Consider the following 17,717-nt stretch of genomic DNA (forward strand, 5'->3'; position numbering starts at 1 on the left):
ACAATACTTTTGCTCTATGGCAATTATATCATAAGCGTGGGCGTGTTATCAATGATGGGCTATCAGGTTGAAGCGGCTTTTTCTGCGGTATGCCGCACCACATCTACAATCAGATCACCGAGGGGCTTCCCGCCTGCGGCGAAGTGTTCGGAGATTTTTATACGGTTGTTCCCACATACAAAATACTGCGTGCCGTTCTCTGCTTGTATAACCTGCCCTGTTCGGGGTGTAAAAATATCGCTTTCACTTTTTGCCATCCAGTGTCCTCCATATTCAGTTTTCAAGGTACAATGCCGCACAGAGGCGGCGAAAATTTCTGCTTATATCTATCACCTTTCCTTTACCGTGTGCCGCTGCTGACGTTTCAGTTCCGCCAGTATATCCGGCGGGATACGGTCAACCAGCCGCTGTAAATTGTCCAGTTCGCTTTTCAGCTTTGCCCGTTCCATCGTATCTTTCATCTTTCCTTTTTCGCTGGCCTTTGCCCTTGCTTCCAACTTCTCATTCTCCGCCAGCAGGTCATTGATTGTGACCTTGTACTTTTTCAACTGCCCGGAGAAATTCTCCATCTGCGGGAACCACTTTTTCAGCATGGAGAGGGCTTCCTCTTTTTTCTTTCCGGCGTTCAGCGGGTTAATGCCGTCCAGTGTGGCTTCAATGGCTCTTGCCTGCCGGGAGAGGGAAACCGCCTGTTTGAAAAGCCGGGTGGGGATATGCTTCCGGCCTGTCCTGCTGGCGCTCTCCCCACGCTCCAAGTCAGGATATTTCTCCACCATATAGGCGTGAAAATCGTCCTGCCACTTCGTCAGGTTTGCCCGGTTGCCGATAATCTCCTTTGCACACAGGCGGTTGTCCTTTGTCAGCGGAACAAAGGTCAAATGCAGGTGGGGCGTTTTCTCGTCCATGTGTACCACCGCCGACACGATATTTTCCCGTCCTACCCGGCCAATGAGGAAGTCCGCCGCCCTCTGGAAAAACGCCTGTATCTCCTTTGGGGATTTCCCCTTGAAAAACTCCGGGCTGGCAGTTACCAGCGTATCGACAAACCGTGTGCTGTCCTTGCGGGTTCGGCACCCGGCCTGTTCAATGCGGTTTTGAATGAAATGATAGTACCTGCCCTCTGGCTTGACGATATGAAAGTTGTACTTGCTCCGGCTTGTGTCAATGTCGGGGTTGCTGGCGTATTGTTCTTTCTGTCTTTCGTGATGGGCTTCCAGCGGCCTTGCCGGGTTGCCCTTGTGCTTCTCAAACCGCAAAATTGCGTGTTGTGCCATTCTGCTCCTTTCCCCATTCCTTTCCTATCCGGGGTTTTCCACAGGGAAAATCCCGCAGAAATTAGCTCGGATAGGATTGGAATGGATAGAATATAAATAAATCTTTTTAATCTTTGTATTTCTATATACCGTCCGGTTTTCGTACTTCCGGGGAGTGATTTCCTCACTTCATAAGTACGGTTTTCAGCCCTCCGGCGTACCAGAACCGGATTTCTTGAAGTCGGTGTTTGGAACCGCTTCATAGGATTTTGGGAAAATGCGGTTGGGTTTTCCACAGCCCTGCTTCTGGATCTCCACCAGCCCGGCGTATTGCAGTTCCCGCAGGGTGTTTACCGCTTTCTGCCGCCCACAGTGGAGCAGGTCAACCACCTCGCAGATGGGATAGTACAGATAAATCCGTCCGCAATCATCCGCCCACCCATTCTTGCGGGATAACTCTGTCCGGCGCAGGATAAAGGCGTACAGAACCTTTGCCTCGTTGGACAAGGGCTTGAATGTGGGGGCTTCAAAGAGGAAATTCGGGAGCCGGGTGAAGCTGAACGCCTTTTCCGGCTGATGGATATAGATGGTATTTGTCATAGTGCGTTTTGTGGACGGTTAGAAGCCCGTTTTCCGGGGCGGGCGATACTTTATACCACCAGCCCCGGTTTGGGGCTTGCGAAGCCTGATAAATCAAGGCTTTTTTCGCTCCTAACTGTCCACAGCAGACCTCCTTTTCCGTTCACTTTCTGTTTTCTGCCGCCTGTGAACTCTGGCGGCACAGCCGGGGCAGTATTTTGCCCGGTTGGATTTGGGGACGAACACACCGCCGCAGACCTCACAGCGTTTCAAGTCCTTATCCCGGAAAATCTCCGCTTCCAGCGTCCCGTCCAGCGGCAAGACCGCCCAGCGGAACCACTTACAGCAGACCGAGAAAGAAATCGTCTGCGGACAGGTGCAGGTGTCCCCATCGTCAAGGACAATGCAGTTGCCGTCCTCACAGCAACAGCACTCCCGGCGTATCAGGCTGGCCGCCTGTTTTCTCTGCGCCGGGGTCATGCGGTAAAGGGAACCGTCCGGCCTGCGTTCCAGCGGCGGCAAGTCTTTATAGGGGTTATCTCTCATGCGTTCCCTCCATTTTGCTTTCCGTTGCCGTTCTCCCCGAAAAGGTTTCCTGCCCCATTCCTGCGGCGTGTTCCGGCGTTGGCACGCTCCTCGCAACTTCGGGACATTTTGTCCCGAAGTCCGACTCCTTGCGGTGCTTCCCCAGCCGGGGTATTCCTTTTCGGACGGTCATTCTGTTTTCAAGGTGCCGTCCATCGATGAACTACCCTAAGTCTACACGAAAAAAATGCAATTCCCGGAATATTGCGAGAATTGCATTTTGATGAAGTTTACACTTTGGAAATTGCATTTTTGCAATCATTCTGTATAATGGAAGTATGCGGAGGAGGTGCGTATCTATGGCTTTACCCGGAACGCCCGGACAGCGGATTTCCGATTTATGCAACGGGAACCACATCACACAAAAGGAACTTGCGGAGAAGATAGGCGTTTCCGCTTCCCAGTTGAGCCGCATTGTCAGCGGCGAAACAAGAACGGTCAGCAGTGATATTCTCATAGGTGTGGCAAAGGAATTTAAGGTATCGACAGACTACATACTGGGCTTGTCTACCGTGAGCGTTCGTAAAAGCTACGATATTTCTGAATTAGGCTTGTCCGAGGGAGCCGTGAGGGGGCTTGTGACGGGTGCTGTTGATGTGCAAATCCTCAACCGCCTGTTGGAACACAGGAATTTTCCTAAGCTGATAGATTTGATACGGATTTATTTTCAGGATACGGCGGCAAAGGGCATAACAGCAAGAAACCAGCTTATCGAGATGGCAACGGCTTCCCTGTCCGACCTGATGAAAGAACACCCGGAACACCGGGCAGAAGCGAAGCAGGATTTACAGCTTTTGAACGCCCAAAAGATAGGGGAACATGAAGCGGAGATTGAAAAAATCAAAAATGTGTTCCTGGCTATCCTGCGGGACATTAAGAAAGACATTGACAACGGGGAACAGCCGGGAGAAGCTGTGACCGCCGCTATGTTCCAAGCCATGCGGGACGCACTGGCGGAACAGAAACAAAAACCACTTTCCATTGACGATGTAACGGCGATGATAGCTGGACAGATCGGACAGCTTACACCGATGGATAAAGAAACTGTTGAAATGTTCCAGCAGTTTGCGAAGAAGATGATTGAGCAGGCAGGAACAAAGTGATAAATTTGAATTGTGAGGGAAAATACAGATGAATCAAGGAAGAATTATTGTGATTACAGGCTCACCGGGGACAGGAAAAACAACAACTGCGTCAATTGTCGCAAAGGAATCAGATATGGATAAATCAGTGCATATGCACACCGATGACTTTTTTCATTACTTAAGCAAAGGCGCAATACCACCACATTTGCCAGAATCCAACGAGCAAAATCTGGTTGTCATTGAAGCCTTTTTAGAAGCTGCAAAGCGATATGCTCGTGGCGGATATGATGTAATTGTAGATGGGATTGTCGGGCCATGGTTTTTGGAGCCATGGAAAGCTCTTGCCCAAGAAGATTACGAGGTACACTATATTGTATTAAGAGCGAGTAAAAAAGAAACTATGAAGCGAGCTGTGGAACGCTCAAAATTAGATAGAAAAACAAATATTGAATTAGTGGAAACAATGTGGGAGCAATTTTCCGGTTTGGGAGTATATGAATCAAATGTCATAGACACAACTACATTCACAATTAAAGATACGGTTTCCGCAATAAAAGAAAGAGTTGCATGTGGGACGTCTTTACTATCTTAGACATTCCCATTTGTCAGGAAGATAGCAAAGCCAGCCGAGCCAGTCAACGGTCAAGATGAACGGCGCATTTCATGCGCCGCCGTTGACAGTCCCGCCCGTCTTTGCTAAAGGGTAATCAAGGCGGGAAAGCCCTAAAATGGCTTCACACCTATTTCAATAATTGGAGGAGATAAAAATGAGATCAGAAAAGGAAGTTTATGATATTGTTTTGAATTTTGCAAAAACAGACAAACGCATTCGCATGGTTACTTTGGAAGGATCTAGAACAAATACAAATATTCCGCCTGATGATTTTCAGGATTTTGATATTACTTTTTTTGTTACGGATATGGACAGCTTCACAAGTGATGATAAATGGCTAGATATATTTGGTGAAAGGTTGATTCTGCAAAAGCCGGAAGATATGGAATTATTTCCAGCTGTAGAAAAGGGATTTTCATATTTAATGCTGTTTACTGATGATGTTAAGATAGATTTAACTTTGCTGCCGCTGGAACTGATAGACGAGTATTTTACATGGGATAAACTGGTAAAGTTACTGTTGGATAAAGACAACCGTATCGTAAAGCCGCCAATACCAACGGATATAGACTACCACTTGCAGAAGCCTACTCAAAGAATGTTTGACGATTGCTGTAATGAATTTTGGAATACTACAACATATGTAGTAAAGGGCTTATGCCGCAAAGAAATTCTTTTTGCTATTGACCATATGAATGATATAGTACGAAAAGAATTGCTTCGCATGATTTCCTGGCTGATTGGTATCAAACAGGGATTTCATTTCAGTTTGGGAAAAAACTATAAATTTATGAAGCAATATGTCCCAGAGGAATTGTGGGAACGACTTATGTCCACTTATAATATGGATTCCTATCCCCATATGTGGGAATCCTTTGAACAATGTATGGCATTGTTCCGGGAGGTTTCGTCAGAAGTGGCATGCCAGTTGGATTACCAGTATCCACTATATGATGAAAAAATCAGTAATTATGTGATTCGGCAAAAGAAAAAATATGGCATTGAAGATGATAACAAATAAAATTTTTTCAATCGAAAAAATTTATTTTGATTATTCAATTTTGAAAAACTGAATACCTCAAAATCAGAAAGAGAGCGGCCAAGCACTTTGAGGGATTGGCCGCCTTGTCCACCCATCCAGCGGGACAGCGGGCGGAGGTCAAGGCCGGGTGTAAACCCGTTCATTTCAGCCTTGACGGTTGCCCGTTGTCCTGCTACTTTTCCGGGAGTGTGGCCACAACTTCGGGACACTTTGTCCACAAGTTGGAGCGTAGGACGAGGAACTGGGGCTTTCATATACGCCCTGTCTGCTGATGAGTCCAGACCTGCGCTTGCGGCTCCACGCCACGCAAGCACAGCCCTGTTTTCCTGCCGCTTCAAATGCCCTTGCCCTCCCCGGCGGCAACGGCATTTTCACGGCAACGCCGGCAGAGCGTATAACACACTACACTTTGCTTCGCAAAGTCGTGTGCCAAATGGGGGCGTTGCCCCCTTTGGAAACCCCCACAAGAAAAGGCGGTACGCTACCCCTCCACGGGGCGCATACCGCCTTTTCTTGTTATCCAGCCCTCCGGCTGTATCGGTTGAGCAAAAGTCCGCGTGGGATTGATGTGGTATCTTTAACTTTGGGAAACTCCGGGCTCCCAGCCGGTCACGTCCTGAAAGCCGTGCCAGCTCATGAAGTCGTCCCCCATCCGAAGCCGCCCGCTGCAAAGGATGGCCCAGACCCCGTCGGCGGGCGTGTCCTTTGGCACGGTAAAGCGCAGCTCCCCTTCGTCCGGGTCATAGAAGACGCTTTCGGTGAACTGGTCCACCAGCTTCTGTCCTGTTTTCTCCTCCCCGCACCCGGCGAGTGGGATACACGCCAGCAGCAGGCCGAGCGCGAGGGCCAAAAGTCGTTTCATCTGCCCAGCTCCTTTCTCATCCTTTAAAAGAAGGTCACCTGGCTGCTCTCGGGCAGGCCCGCCATGGCGCCCGCCTCCTTGAGCGTCTCGATCACCGCCTTGGACACCCCGCTGCGGGTGTTCACCTCGTCGATCGAGATGTAATCCCCCTGCGCGCCGGCCTCCTGCAGCTGCCTGGCCGCCGCTTCGCCCAGTCCCTTGAGGGAGGTGAAGGGCAGCCGGATCTTCCCGTCCTCGATCTGGTAGCGGGTCGCGTGGGAGAGGTAGAGGTCCACCGGCAGGAAGGAAAACCCGCGCGCGAGCATCTCGTTGATGACCAGCAGCGTTTGGTACTGGTCCTCTTCCTTGACGCTGCGCTCGTTCCCGCGCGATTTGAGCGCCTGCATACGGCGCTTGACTTCGCCCTGCCCGGCGATGGCGGCCGCCGCGTCGAAGTCGCCGCCGCGCACCGTGAAAAAGGCGGCATAGTAGGCGAGCGGCTCGTGCACCTTGTACCACCCCAGCCGGATGGCCGCGATGACGTAGGCGGCGGCATGGGCCTTGGGGAACATGTACTTGATCTTGAAGCAGCTGTCGATGTACCACTGCGGCACCCCGTGCTCCTTCATGGCATTAATGTGCTCCTCGGTCAGGAGCTTTGTCGCCTTGCCCTTTCGGGTGATCTCCATGATCTTGAAGGCCATCTTGGGCTCCAGGCCGTGGTGCAGCAGGTAGACCATGATGTTGTCGCGGGTGCCGATCACCTCGCTGATGGTGCAGGTGCCGCCTTTGATCAGCTCCTGCGCGTTGCCCAGCCACACGTCGGTCCCGTGCGAAAGGCCGGAAATCTGCAAGAGGTCCGAAAAGGTCTTTGGCTGCGATTCCATCAGCATGCCGCGCACGAAGTTGGTGCCCATCTCGGGCAACGAAAGAGTGCCGGTGTTGCAGTCGATCTCCTCCTCGCTCACCCCCAGTGCCTCGGGCGAGGTGAAGAGGGAATACACCTGCCGATCGCTCATCGGCACCGTGAGCACCGGGATCCCGGTCAGGTCCTCCAGGTGCTTATAGAGGGTCGGAACATCGTGTCCGAGGATGTCGAGCTTTAGGATGGTGTCGTGCAGCGAATGGAAGTCGAAGTGGGTGGTGGTGATGATCGAGTCGGCGTCGTCCGCCGGGCGCTGCACCGGGCAGAAGTCATAGACGTCGTAGTCCCCCGGCACGACCACCATGCCGCCCGGGTGCTGGCCGGTGGTGCGCTTGACCCCGGTACAACCCTGGGAGAGGCGCTCGATCTCGGCTTTGTGCAGCACCAGCCCCCGCTCCTCCATATACTTCATCACGAAGCCGAAGGCGGTCTTCTTGGCCACCGTGCTGATGGTGCCGGCCTTGAAGACATGGGTGGTGCCGAACAGCTCCTCGGTGTAACGGTGGGCGTTGGACTGGTACTCGCCGGAAAAGTTGAGGTCGATATCCGGCGCCTTGTCCCCGTCGAACCCGAGGAAGGTCTCGAACGGGATGTCATGCCCGTCCCGGCGCATCTCGGCCCCGCAGTGGGGGCAGTTTTTAGGAGGCAGGTCAAAGCCCGAGCCGACGCTGCCGTCGGTGATGAACTCGGAATATTTGCAGTCGGGGCAGACATAGTGCGGGGCCAGGGGGTCGACCTCGGAGATCCCCGCCATGATGGCGACGAAGGAGGAGCCGACCGATCCGCGCGAGCCGACGAGGTATCCGTGCTCCTCGCTGTCCTTGACCAGCTTCTGCGCGATGATGTAGAGCACCGAAAAGCCATGCTTGATGATCGAGCCGAGCTCGCGGTCCAGCCGGTTCTTCACGATGTCCGGCAGCGGGTCGCCATAGACCTCCTTGGCCCTCGTCCAGCACAGCCTCTGCAGCTCCTCCTCGGCCCCCTCGATCGTCGGGGTATAGGTGCCCATCGGGATCGGGCGCAGGCGCTCGATCCGGTCCGCTATCCTGTTGGTGTTCTCCACCACCACCTCGTAGGCCTTGTCCTCCCCGAGGTAGGAAAACTCCTCGAGCATCTCGTCGGTGGTGCGAAGATATAAGGGTGGCTGCTCACCCGCGTCCTTGAAGCCCTGGCCCGCCATCAAAATCTCGCGGAAGATGGCGTCCTGCGGCTCCAAGAAGTGCACGTCGCAGGTGGCGACCACCGGAATTTTTAGCTTCTCGCCCAGGCGCACGATGGTGCGGTTGAGATCCCGCAGCCCCTCATCGTCCGGCACCCGGCCCTCCCGGACCAGGAAGGCGTTGTTGCAGATCGGTTGGATCTCCAGGTAGTCGTAGAACTTGGCGATGTCGCAAAGCGTCCCCCAGCTCTTCCCGTCCAATATGGCCCTGAAAAGCTCTCCCGCCTCACAGGCCGAGCCGACGAGCAGCCCGTCGCGGTATTTGACGAGCTCGCTTTTGGGGATGCGCGGCTTTTTGAAATAATAATCGATATGCGCCTTGGAGATAAGGGTGTAAAGGTTTTTGAGCCCCATCTGGTTTTGCGCCAGAAGGATCATGTGATAGGGGTACAGCTTCTTGGGGTCCCCGCCGCCGAGGGCGGTGTTGATCTGCCCGATTTCATCGATGCCGTGGCGCTCGGACATGATCCCGCAGAGCTTTAGGAAAATTTCGGCCAGGATATTGGCGTCGTCCACCGCCCGGTGATGGTGGAAGCTGCCGAGTTTAAGTTTCTCCGCCACCGTGTCCAGCTTGTGGTTTTTCATCTCGGGGAAAAGGATGCGGGAGATGGCCACCGTGTCCACCGCCGTAAAGCGGTATGGGAGCTTATGCCGCCCGGCCGCCGCGCGCACGAAGCTGGTGTCGAAGGGGGCGTTGTGCGCCACCAGGATTTTGCTTTCACCGCAGAACTCGTAAAAGGCGCGCAGCGCCTCCTCCTCCTTCGGCGCGTCCTGTACCATCTCGTCGGTGATGCTCGTCAGCTCGGTAATCTTGGCGGGAATCGGACGCTCGGGATTGACAAAGGTGGAGAACCGCTCGGCCACCTCTCCCCCCCGCAGCTTGACCGCGCCGATCTCGGTGATCCGCTCGCTGCCGGCCGAAAGGCCGGTGGTTTCGAGGTCGAAGACGATGATCTCGTCGGCGAAGGCGGCGTTAAACTCCCCCTCGACCGCGCCGGCCATGTCGTTGACAAAATACGCCTCCACCCCGTAGAGGACCTTGAAATCATCTTTAAAGCCCGCCGCGGCGTTCATCGCATCGGGGAAGCCCTGCGCCACCCCGTGGTCGGTGATCGCCACCGCCGGGTGGCCCCATTCGTGGGCGCGCGCCACCAGCTTGGCGGCCGGGGTCATGCCGTCCATCGCGGACATGTTGGTATGTAGATGCAGCTCGACCCGCTTCTTCTTGGCGGCGTCCTGCTTTTTGACCTTGTCCACCTGCACGATATCATAGGGCCGGATGTTGAGCTCCTTGTCGTATTTGTCGAAGCTCACCTCGCCCGAAACCAGCAGGGTGTCCCCCTCCTGGAGCTCCTCGATCGGACCATTTTTACCCTTGTCCATAATGAGCTTAAGCGTGTGCGAGCCGGTATAGTCGGTGATGTCGATGGTGTAGATCACCTTGCTGCCGTCGCGCGTCTCCCGCTTCTCGATGAGGAAGACGTCGCCCCAGACGGCGCAGCGCCCCTCCTCGATCACATCCCGCAGCGGGGTCGGGCGCGCGCGCACCATCTTGCCCATGATCACCCGGGCGCTGTCCGGCAAAAACGGCAGGTCCCCGCAGTCGAACGGCAGGCCGCCGCGCGGCCGGGAGGCCGCGCCGCCGCCCCCTCCACCGCCGGCAGGCCGCTTCGGCGCCTGGAGAGGCACGACGCAGTCGGTCACCGTCTTTTTGTAAAGCTCGCTGTCCGGATTGATCTCACACTCCCCGCAAAAGGCAATCTCTACGCTCTTGCCGAAGCGCTGGCGGATTTCCCGTTTCAGTTCCCGGTCGCACCCGGCGCTTTGCAGCAGCTGCTCCCCGCCCCGGCGCAGCTCGATATACAGGGTGTCCCCCTCCAGCGAAAAACCCGCCCCGTCTAAAAAGCCGTTGATCGGCAGCCCCTGCCTGCGCAGATCGGCGCAGAGCGCGGGCAGCTGCTCGATCGAAAAAAGCCGCTCCGGGTAGGAGGGCGCAAATATGCAGCCGCCAAGGGACAGGCGCTCCTTGACGGCAGACTGTGCCTGTGCGATCGCCTCGGGGCTGATCAGCGTTTCGCTGTAAATCGCAATCTCGATCGTGCGCTTGCCCCGGTCCACCTCGATCGCCGTCACCTGGCAAGAAAGCAGCTCCTGCGGCAGCGCGCCCTGCACCCAGGGGCCCAAAACTTCTAAGAGATGTGCCAATTTATCGTTCTCCTTTTTACGTCCTTTGCCGCGGACGCTACGCCAAATTCTCTTTCACCCAGGCAGCGCTGTATTCCTGTGCCCCATACGGGTACGGATAGCCGAGCAGCTTGGCGCTCTTTAGCGCCACCGATCCGAACAGCTCCATCGTCGACAGCAGAGCCGCCTTCATGTCGTCCTTGTCATAATGGGAAAAACATTGTGACAGTCCTTTTAAAATCCAATCCTCCGCCCACTCCTCAAGGAAGCGGCCCTCGTGCCAGGTGTCGTAATCCGGCCCGTGCAAAGCATGGGCATAGGCTTCAGTCATCCAGAGGAGCCTCCACTTCATATAAGAGTCCACGCAGAATTTCGCCGCCCAAAGCTCGCCGCGGCGCAGCTTCTTCCCTGTCAAAATCGCGTGGTACCAAAAATCGTTCACCACATTTTCAAATTTTTGCCGCGTGGGCGGATAGCAAGAGGACTCCCCAGGCGACACCCCCGGGAGCCTGTCGGCCAGCCCGATTTTGTCGATCAGGACGCGGCAGCCGCGGCCAAGGATTCCCCGTACCTCCCTGCTCGCCAGCTTTTGAACCGAGCTTTTCGAAAGAAGCACAAAGTCGACGTCCAGCGCTCCGTCGAACAGGACCCGCCGCTCCCGCTCGTCTGCAACGGTATTTTCGACAAAGGAGATATGAAAAGGGCCGATCTTTTTGAGCCAGTCATCCGACTCAATATAAACGCTTGGTTCATCTACAACCAAGATCAGATCGAGGTCTGAGCTCTCGTCCGCCGGGTGGTCCTCCCGAGCCTGGGAGCCGATTTCCAAAATGGCATGAAGAGACCTTTCCTGTTCACCCCACCGCACGATCCGGTCGATAAGACGGTCATACCTTCCCATGCAGCCGCCCCCTTACAGCTTCTCAATATAGGAGAGCAGCGTCGTCAGAATCTGCTCCTCCGGTACCTTTTCGAGAATTTCTCCCTTCCGAAAGATCAGCCCGCACCCGTCGCCGCAGGCCACTCCGATATCCGCCTCCCTGGCCTCCCCCGGGCCGTTGACCGCGCACCCCATCACCGCCACGGTGATGGGCTTGTCCACCCCCTGCAGCGCCTTCTCCACCTGCTGGGCCAGCGGGATGAGCGCCACCCTGGTGCGCCCGCAGGTCGGGCAGGAAATGAGGTTGACCCCGCCGCGCCGCAGCCCGCAGACGCGCAGGATATCCTTCGCCGCGGCGATCTCCTCGATCGGGTCGGCGGTCAGCGACACCCGGATGGTGTCCCCGATCCCGTCCAGGAGCAGCGAACCGATCCCGACGGCCGACTTTAAAAGCCCCATGCGGGCGGTGCCCGCCTCGGTCACTCCGAGGTGGAGCGGATAGTCCCTTTTTTCGGCCATCAGCCGATAACTTTCGATCATCTTATGTACGCTTGATGACTTGATCGAGACCACGATATTGTCATAGTCGCACCGCTCGATCAGCCCGACGTGATAGAGCGCGCTCTCGACGAGCGCCTCGGCGGTCGGGGAACCGTATTTCTCGAGGATCTGCCGCTCCAGCGACCCGGAATTGACCCCGACGCGGATGGGAATATCCTTCGCCTTACAGGCGGATACCACCTGGCGCACCCGCCCCTCGTCCCCGATGTTGCCGGGATTGATCCTGATCTTGTCAGCACCCGCCGCCACCGCCTCCAGCGCGAGGCGGTAATCAAAGTGGATGTCCGCCACAAAGGGCATATCCACCGCCGATTTGACCGCGTCGATCAGCCGCACGGCCTCCATGTTTTCGATCGCCGCGCGGATGATCTGGCAGCCCGCCCGCTGCAGTGCTTTGGCCTGCTCCACGTTCCCCTTAACGTCCGCGCAGGGAACGTTTAACATCGACTGGATGGTCACCTCGCTGCCGCCCCCGATGGGGACGCCGCCGACCATCACCCGTTTCGTTGTCGCTCGTTTCATCGTCCCGCCCATCCTTTAAAACAGCCGTATAATATCGTTGAAGGTGACCACGATCATCAGTCCGAAGAGCAACAGCATCCCCGCCGCGTGGATATAGGCCTCGTACTTCTGGGGCACCGGCCGGCGGAAGATCAGCTCGATGAGCAGAAAGACCAGCCGCCCGCCGTCGAGCGCCGGAACCGGCAGGAGGTTGAAGACCCCCACGTTGATGGTGATCAGCGCGATGAGCAGCAGCACCGACTGCGCCCCCATGGTGGCCGCCTGGCCGATGGCGGTGGTCACCCCGACCGGTCCGGAGAGCTGGCTGAGGCCATACCGCCCGGTGATCAAATCGAACAGCGAAACCCAGACCTGGCGCACCGTGCCGCCGGTCCAGTAGAAGGAGTAGAGCGCGACGTTGCGCGCGCTTTTTTCCAGCGCGTAGACCTTGAAGTCCAGCGAGATCAGGTTGGTGCCGTCCTCGGCCTTACGGGTCTCGAACTGCACGCCCGGCAGCTCGAGGCGCTGCCCGCCGCGCAGTATGGTGAAGTCCACCGCCCCGTCGTCGTCGCGCAGCAGCTCGAAGACGATGTCGTTGCCGATATGCACCTTCGCGCCGTTGATGGCAAGAATCCGGTCGTTCACCTGCAGGCTCGAGGAACTGGTCGCCGCCTCGTCAAAGACCGCGATGGTGGAGGAGGAAAGCGCATCCTCCGAGATGGTCAGCCCCAGGATGATGAGGAAGCCCAGCAGGATGTTCATCAAAGCGCCTGCGACCACCACCAGAATCCGCTGCCAAATCTTTTTGCTGCCGAAGGACCCCGCCTTGTCGCTTTCCTCGTCCTCTCCCTCCATCTGCACAAAGCCGCCGATGGGGACCAGGCGAAGCGCATAGGTGGTCTCCCCGCGTTTCATCGACCAGAGCTTCGGGCCCATTCCGAGGGCGAACTCATGCACCGTGATCCCCACGCTCTTGGCCACCAGGAAGTGCCCGAGCTCGTGGATGAAGATGATCAGTCCGAAGGTAATGACGGCGACGACGATCTGAAAAACAAGCTGCAAAAAATCCACCCTTTTCTATCGTTACTTACTGCGAAATTTTCTGATTGACATAGTCCTGCGCGCGCCGCGCGGCTTCGAGCACCTCGTCGAGGGACTCATAGTCCCCCGCGGGTACCTCCTCGAGCGCGCCGCAGACCGCGCGCGCAATCTCCATAAAGCCGATTTTGCGCTCTAAAAAGAGTGCCACGGCCGCCTCGTTGGCGGCGTTGACCACGCAGGGGGAGAGCCCGCCGCGCTTTGCCGCTTCGAGCGCCGCGCCGAGGCAGCGAAAGGTCTCATAGTCCGGCCGCTGGAAGGTGAGCTTCCCCACCTCGAAGAGGTCGAGGGTACCTACCTCGCAGGACAGCCGCCGCGGGAAGGTGAGCGCGTACTGGATCGGGATGGCCATGTCCGGCACCCCGAGCTGGGCCATCACCGCCCCATCGCGGTATTCCACCATCGAGTGGACGACGCTCTCCCGGTGCACGAGGATTTCGATCTGCTCCGGGGCGACGCCGAAGAGCCACATCGCCTCGATGAATTCGAGGCCCTTGTTCATCATCGTCGCGCAGTCCACCGTGATTTTTGCGCCCATCTGCCAATTGGGATGGCGCAGCGCGTCCTCGACCATGACGTGTTCGAGCTCCTCAGAGCGTCTGCCGAAAAACGGCCCGCCCGAGGCGGTCAGCAGCAGGCGGCGCACGTCCTTACTATCATTCCCACAAAGGCACTGAAATATCGCCGAATGCTCGCTGTCCACCGGGATGAGCCTGGCGCCGTGCCGGCGCGCGGTCTCCGTCACCAGTCCGCCCGCGGCGACCAGCGTCTCCTTGTTGGCCAGCGCCACGTCCTTGCCCGCCTCCAGCGCCGCGAGGGTCGGGCGCAGGCCCACCATTCCGACCACCGAGTTTAAAACGAGGTCGTTTTCCCCGCCGGCGGCGATTTCGCACATCCCCTCGGTCCCGAGAAGGATTTCGACATTTGTATCCGCCAGGCGGACGCGAAGGTCCCGCCAGGCCTCCTCGTTTGAAACGGACAAAAGCGCGGGGCGAAGGCGGCGCGCCTGCTGCTCGAGCAACGACACGTTGCTTCTCGCCGCCAGCGCGCGCACCCGAAACCCCAGCGCCTCGCACACCTTGATCGCCTGGGTTCCGATCGAGCCGGTGCTGCCCAGGATGCTGATTGTTTTTTGCTCGTTTTCCACTTTGTCCTTCCTCCTCACGCCGCCAGCCCGATGATGGTCAGATAATGCGAGAGCAAAAAGACGGTCGGCATGGTGAACAGGGCGCTGTCGAAGCGATCCATGATCCCGCCATGCCCGGGGAAGATGGTGCCGTAATCCTTGAGCCCGCCCTGCCGCTTGATGACCGAAGCGCTCAAATCCCCGAGCATCCCGCTCACCGAGACCAGCGGCATAATCAGCGCCAGCGTGCCGTAGTGCACCGCCAGCCGCACACCGAAGAACTGCCCGCAGATCGCGGCATAGCCCCAGAGGATCAGCAGGGTAAAGACCACGCAGACCACAACCCCGCCGATGGCGCCCTCCACCGTTTTTTTCGGGCTGATCTCGGGGGCCAGCTTGTGCCGGCCGAGGAAGCGGCCGGTGAAATAGGCCCCGGTGTCGCTCATCCAGGCGCCCGAAAGCGCCACGAGGATCAGCCCCAAAGCGACGGGCCAGCCCTCGCGCTGGCGCAGGTAAACGGTGGTGCTCATCGCGAAGGGGACGGCGAGGGAGACGAAGAAGCAAAAACCGATCTGCTGCGCGCTGACACGGCGGTGCTCACGCAGCAGGATCAAAAAGAGCAGGAATATGTACACCGCCGTCAGGGGGGCCAGCAGGCTCGAGGTCATCCCGTGCGGGATGAAGGGGATGGCGGCCCCATACAGGCAGCAAACCAGGTTCAGCGAAAGAATCCCCCGGCAGTGAACCGCGCCGAGCAGTTCGTAAAGGGCGAGCGCCGCGATGGCGGCGATCACCAAGTTGAAGAGCCAGGTATCGAAAAAGGCCAGCACCGCGAACAGGATGACCAGACAGACAAAGGAGGTAATGATACGCTGTTTCATGTGAATGTCCATACCTTTCTCAGGAATTGCGCCGGCTTCGGCTTTGCCGAAACGGCGGTTGAGAGACCGCCAAGGTGCAATACCCTGAAGTTTGAAAGATTCCTCTTTCAAACTTTCGTTCCTCTCAAATCGAAATGAAATGTCTCAGCGCCGGGGCCCGGCCGCTCAGCCGATTCCCCCGAAGCGGCGGGAACGCCGCGCGTATTCCAGCACCGCATTGGTAAAGTCCTCTTCGCCAAAATCCGGCCAGAGAATGTCCATAAAGACGAATTCGGCGTAGGCGGACTGCCAGAGCAGGAAGTTGGAAAGGCGCTGCTCCCCGCTCGGGCGGATGACCAAATCGCAGTCCGGCATGCCGGCGGTGTAAAGCCGGTCGGAAAGCGCCTGCTCATCGACCGCCTCGGGATCAATCGCGCCCGCCTTCGCATCCCTTGCCAGCGCGCGCGCCGCGCGCACGATCTCATCGCGCGAGCCATAGTTGAGTGCGATGTTCACCGTGAGCCCGGTATTGTCCGCGCTGCCCTCCTCCACCCGCTTGATCTCGGCTTTCAGCGCGTCGCTTAAGGGGCTCAGGTCCCCCAAAAAGAGGGTGCGGATGTTCTCATCCTTATATTTATACGAGTCGCGCAGGAATTTATGCAGCAGCTCCATCAGCTCGCGCACCTCCTGCTCGGGACGCCGCCAGTTCTCGGTCGAGAAGGCGTAAAAGGTGATATACTTTATCCCGCACTCCCGCGCGAAGCGGGCGATCTTCCCGAAGGTGTTCGCCCCCTCGCGGTGTCCCGCGCTGCGCGGCAGCATGCGCTTTTGCGCCCAGCGGCCGTTCCCGTCCATGATAATGCCCACATGCCTTGGCAGCTCGATCCCCTTGAGCCTTTCGAGCAGCGGTTTATAATCCATCAGCCTTTTTCATCCTTCCCATGGCGGCCCGGCGCCCACCAATGGATTGTGGGGCGTATGCCCTACGCCCCACACCGGACCCCGTATCCTTTCCGCCGTTTTTACAGCTCCATGATCTCCTTCTGCTTGGCGGCGACCAGGTTGTCGATCTCCTTGCAGTACTTGTCGGTGAGCTTCTGAATCTGCTCCTCGCCCTGCTTCTGCTCGTCCTCGGTGATCTCGGAGGACTTCTTCATCTCCTTGAGCTTGTCGTTGGCGTCCCGGCGCACGTTGCGCACCGAGACCTTGGCCTCCTCGCCGTATTTGTGCGCCTGCTTGCCGATCTCGCGGCGGCGCTCCTCGGTCAGCGGCGGGAAGGCGAGGCGGATGACGTTGCCGTCGTTGGTCGGGTTGATCCCGATGTCTGAAACCTGGATCGCCTTTTCAATCGCCTTGATCAGGCTCTTGTCCCAGGGCTGGATGACCAGGATCTTGCCCTCCTGCACCGAGACCGCGCCCACCTGCTGTACCGGGGTGGGGGTGCCGTAGTAATCGACCATCACCTTGTCGAGCACCGCCGGGTTGGCGCGCCCCGCCCGGATGGCGGACAGCTCGGAATTGAGCGAATCGACCCTCTTTTGCATTTTGCCTTCAAAGAGCTTTACCTGTTCCTTCATGGGTGATTTTCCCCTTTCGTTATGTTCCAAAGTCCGGGGGTGGCCCCGGTAAATCCTACTGAATCAGCGTGCCGATCTGCTTGCCCTCGATGGCGTCCACGATATTGTCCGGGCTTTGCAGCGAGAAGACCAGCACCGGAATCCCGTTGTCCCGGCACATCGAGGCGGCTGTCATGTCCATCACGCCCAGCTGCCTGCCCAGCACGTCCGAGAAGGTCAAGGTGTCGTACTTGACGGCGTCCGGGAACTTGTGCGGGTCCTTGTCGTAGACCCCGTCCACCATGGTGGCCTTGAAGATGATGTCCGCCTCAATCTCGGCCGCGCGCAGCGAGGAGGTGGTATCGGTTGAGAAGAACGGGTTGCCGGTGCCGCAGCCGAAGACAAGCACCCGCCCCTTCTCCAGGTGGCGCACGGCGCGCGCGCGGATATACGGCTCGGCGATCGCCTGCATGGCGATGGCCGTCTGCACCCGCACATCCAGCCCCTGGGCCTCCAGCCCATCGGCCAGCGCCAGGGCGTTGATGACGGTGGCGAGCATCCCCATGTGGTCGGCGCGGGTGCGGTCCATGTCGCCGCTCTGGCGGCCGCGCCAGAAGTTTCCGCCGCCCACCACGATCGCGATCTCGGCCCCGAGGTCGACGCACTTCTTGATGCTCTTGCAGATATTGACCACGATCTCGTGGTCGATCCCCATCTTTTTCTCGCCGGCGAGCGCCTCGCCGCTGAGCTTGAGCAGTACCCTCCGATAAAGCAGCGCCATCCTTAAATAACCAACCCTTTCCGGAGCG

General features: G+C 57.6%; 18 protein-coding genes. 3 read left to right on the forward strand and 15 right to left on the reverse strand.

The features are described from left to right. Window positions 1-62 precede the first annotated feature (62 nt). From EDD78_RS09635 to EDD78_RS09655, 4 genes are all read right to left on the reverse strand, one after another. Window positions 63-257 (reverse strand): hypothetical protein, encoded by a 195-nt coding sequence (locus EDD78_RS09635; protein ID WP_002334813.1) that lies wholly within the window; start codon window positions 255-257, stop codon window positions 63-65. Window positions 258-329: 72 nt separating this feature from the next. Then, complete coding sequence (gene mobV / locus EDD78_RS09640) at window positions 330-1,274, reverse strand: MobV family relaxase (protein WP_002334814.1); 945 nt, start codon at window positions 1,272-1,274, stop codon at window positions 330-332. A 183-nt stretch (window positions 1,275-1,457) separates the two neighbouring features. Then, a complete protein-coding gene (locus EDD78_RS09650) occupies window positions 1,458-1,853 on the reverse strand; it encodes a replication initiator protein A (RefSeq protein WP_002588752.1) in 396 nt (131 codons plus the stop codon). Window positions 1,854-1,964: 111 nt separating this feature from the next. Continuing rightward, entirely contained in the window at window positions 1,965-2,378 is a 414-nt protein-coding gene (locus EDD78_RS09655; protein WP_002588751.1) for a cysteine-rich VLP domain-containing protein, read from the reverse strand. A 338-nt stretch (window positions 2,379-2,716) separates the two neighbouring features. Here EDD78_RS09655 and EDD78_RS09665 point away from each other — a divergent pair, with 338 nt between their 5' ends. The 3 genes from EDD78_RS09665 (at window position 2,717) to EDD78_RS09675 (ending at window position 5,136) form a co-directional block, all read left to right on the forward strand. Beyond that, complete coding sequence (locus EDD78_RS09665; RefSeq protein ID WP_002334816.1) at window positions 2,717-3,520, forward strand: helix-turn-helix domain-containing protein; 804 nt, start codon at window positions 2,717-2,719, stop codon at window positions 3,518-3,520. Window positions 3,521-3,548: 28 nt separating this feature from the next. After that, a complete protein-coding gene (locus EDD78_RS09670) occupies window positions 3,549-4,094 on the forward strand; it encodes a P-loop nucleotide/nucleoside kinase family protein (protein WP_001071501.1) in 546 nt (181 codons plus the stop codon). 175 nt (window positions 4,095-4,269) lie between these two features. Next, complete coding sequence (locus EDD78_RS09675) at window positions 4,270-5,136, forward strand: aminoglycoside 6-adenylyltransferase AadE (protein ID WP_001255868.1); 867 nt, start codon at window positions 4,270-4,272, stop codon at window positions 5,134-5,136. Here EDD78_RS09675 and EDD78_RS09680 read toward each other — a convergent pair. The 11 genes from EDD78_RS09680 to pyrH form a co-directional block, all read right to left on the reverse strand. Continuing rightward, complete coding sequence (locus tag EDD78_RS09680) at window positions 5,085-5,495, reverse strand: hypothetical protein (RefSeq protein WP_002334817.1); 411 nt, start codon at window positions 5,493-5,495, stop codon at window positions 5,085-5,087. The genes EDD78_RS09675 and EDD78_RS09680 overlap by 52 nt on opposite strands. A gap of 239 nt (window positions 5,496-5,734) precedes the next feature. Beyond that, the gene (locus tag EDD78_RS14015; protein WP_165873178.1) at window positions 5,735-6,019 is read right to left on the reverse strand and encodes a hypothetical protein; all 285 of its coding nucleotides are present in this window, start codon (window positions 6,017-6,019) and stop codon (window positions 5,735-5,737) included. 23 nt (window positions 6,020-6,042) lie between these two features. After that, complete coding sequence (locus EDD78_RS09690) at window positions 6,043-10,347, reverse strand: PolC-type DNA polymerase III (protein ID WP_079699784.1); 4,305 nt, start codon at window positions 10,345-10,347, stop codon at window positions 6,043-6,045. 37 nt (window positions 10,348-10,384) lie between these two features. Next, window positions 10,385-11,227 carry an aminoglycoside 6-adenylyltransferase gene (locus EDD78_RS09695; protein ID WP_132084801.1) on the reverse strand — a complete coding sequence of 281 codons (843 nt, stop codon included), beginning with the start codon at window positions 11,225-11,227 and terminating at the stop codon, window positions 10,385-10,387. A gap of 12 nt (window positions 11,228-11,239) precedes the next feature. Continuing rightward, window positions 11,240-12,289 carry a flavodoxin-dependent (E)-4-hydroxy-3-methylbut-2-enyl-diphosphate synthase gene (gene ispG, locus EDD78_RS09700; protein WP_132084802.1) on the reverse strand — a complete coding sequence of 350 codons (1,050 nt, stop codon included), beginning with the start codon at window positions 12,287-12,289 and terminating at the stop codon, window positions 11,240-11,242. Between the two features lie 15 nt (window positions 12,290-12,304). Next, the gene (locus tag EDD78_RS09705) at window positions 12,305-13,330 is read right to left on the reverse strand and encodes a M50 family metallopeptidase (RefSeq protein WP_165873179.1); all 1,026 of its coding nucleotides are present in this window, start codon (window positions 13,328-13,330) and stop codon (window positions 12,305-12,307) included. 25 nt (window positions 13,331-13,355) lie between these two features. Then, window positions 13,356-14,513, reverse strand: coding sequence for a 1-deoxy-D-xylulose-5-phosphate reductoisomerase (locus EDD78_RS09710; RefSeq protein ID WP_132084804.1), 1,158 nt, complete (start codon window positions 14,511-14,513; stop codon window positions 13,356-13,358). A 14-nt stretch (window positions 14,514-14,527) separates the two neighbouring features. Next, window positions 14,528-15,373, reverse strand: coding sequence for a phosphatidate cytidylyltransferase (locus EDD78_RS09715; RefSeq protein ID WP_165873180.1), 846 nt, complete (start codon window positions 15,371-15,373; stop codon window positions 14,528-14,530). A gap of 165 nt (window positions 15,374-15,538) precedes the next feature. Beyond that, window positions 15,539-16,273 (reverse strand): undecaprenyl pyrophosphate synthase, encoded by a 735-nt coding sequence (uppS, locus tag EDD78_RS09720; RefSeq protein WP_079699789.1) that lies wholly within the window; start codon window positions 16,271-16,273, stop codon window positions 15,539-15,541. A gap of 101 nt (window positions 16,274-16,374) precedes the next feature. Next, entirely contained in the window at window positions 16,375-16,929 is a 555-nt protein-coding gene (gene frr, locus EDD78_RS09725) for a ribosome recycling factor (RefSeq protein ID WP_079699790.1), read from the reverse strand. Between the two features lie 55 nt (window positions 16,930-16,984). Further along, on the reverse strand, window positions 16,985-17,689 hold the full coding sequence (gene pyrH / locus EDD78_RS09730; protein ID WP_079699791.1) for a UMP kinase: 705 nt from the start codon (window positions 17,687-17,689) through the stop codon (window positions 16,985-16,987). Window positions 17,690-17,717 lie beyond the last annotated feature (28 nt).

The organism is Harryflintia acetispora (assembly GCA_004340125.1).
In the GTDB taxonomy this organism is placed as follows: Bacteria; Bacillota; Clostridia; order Oscillospirales; family Ruminococcaceae; genus Harryflintia; species Harryflintia acetispora.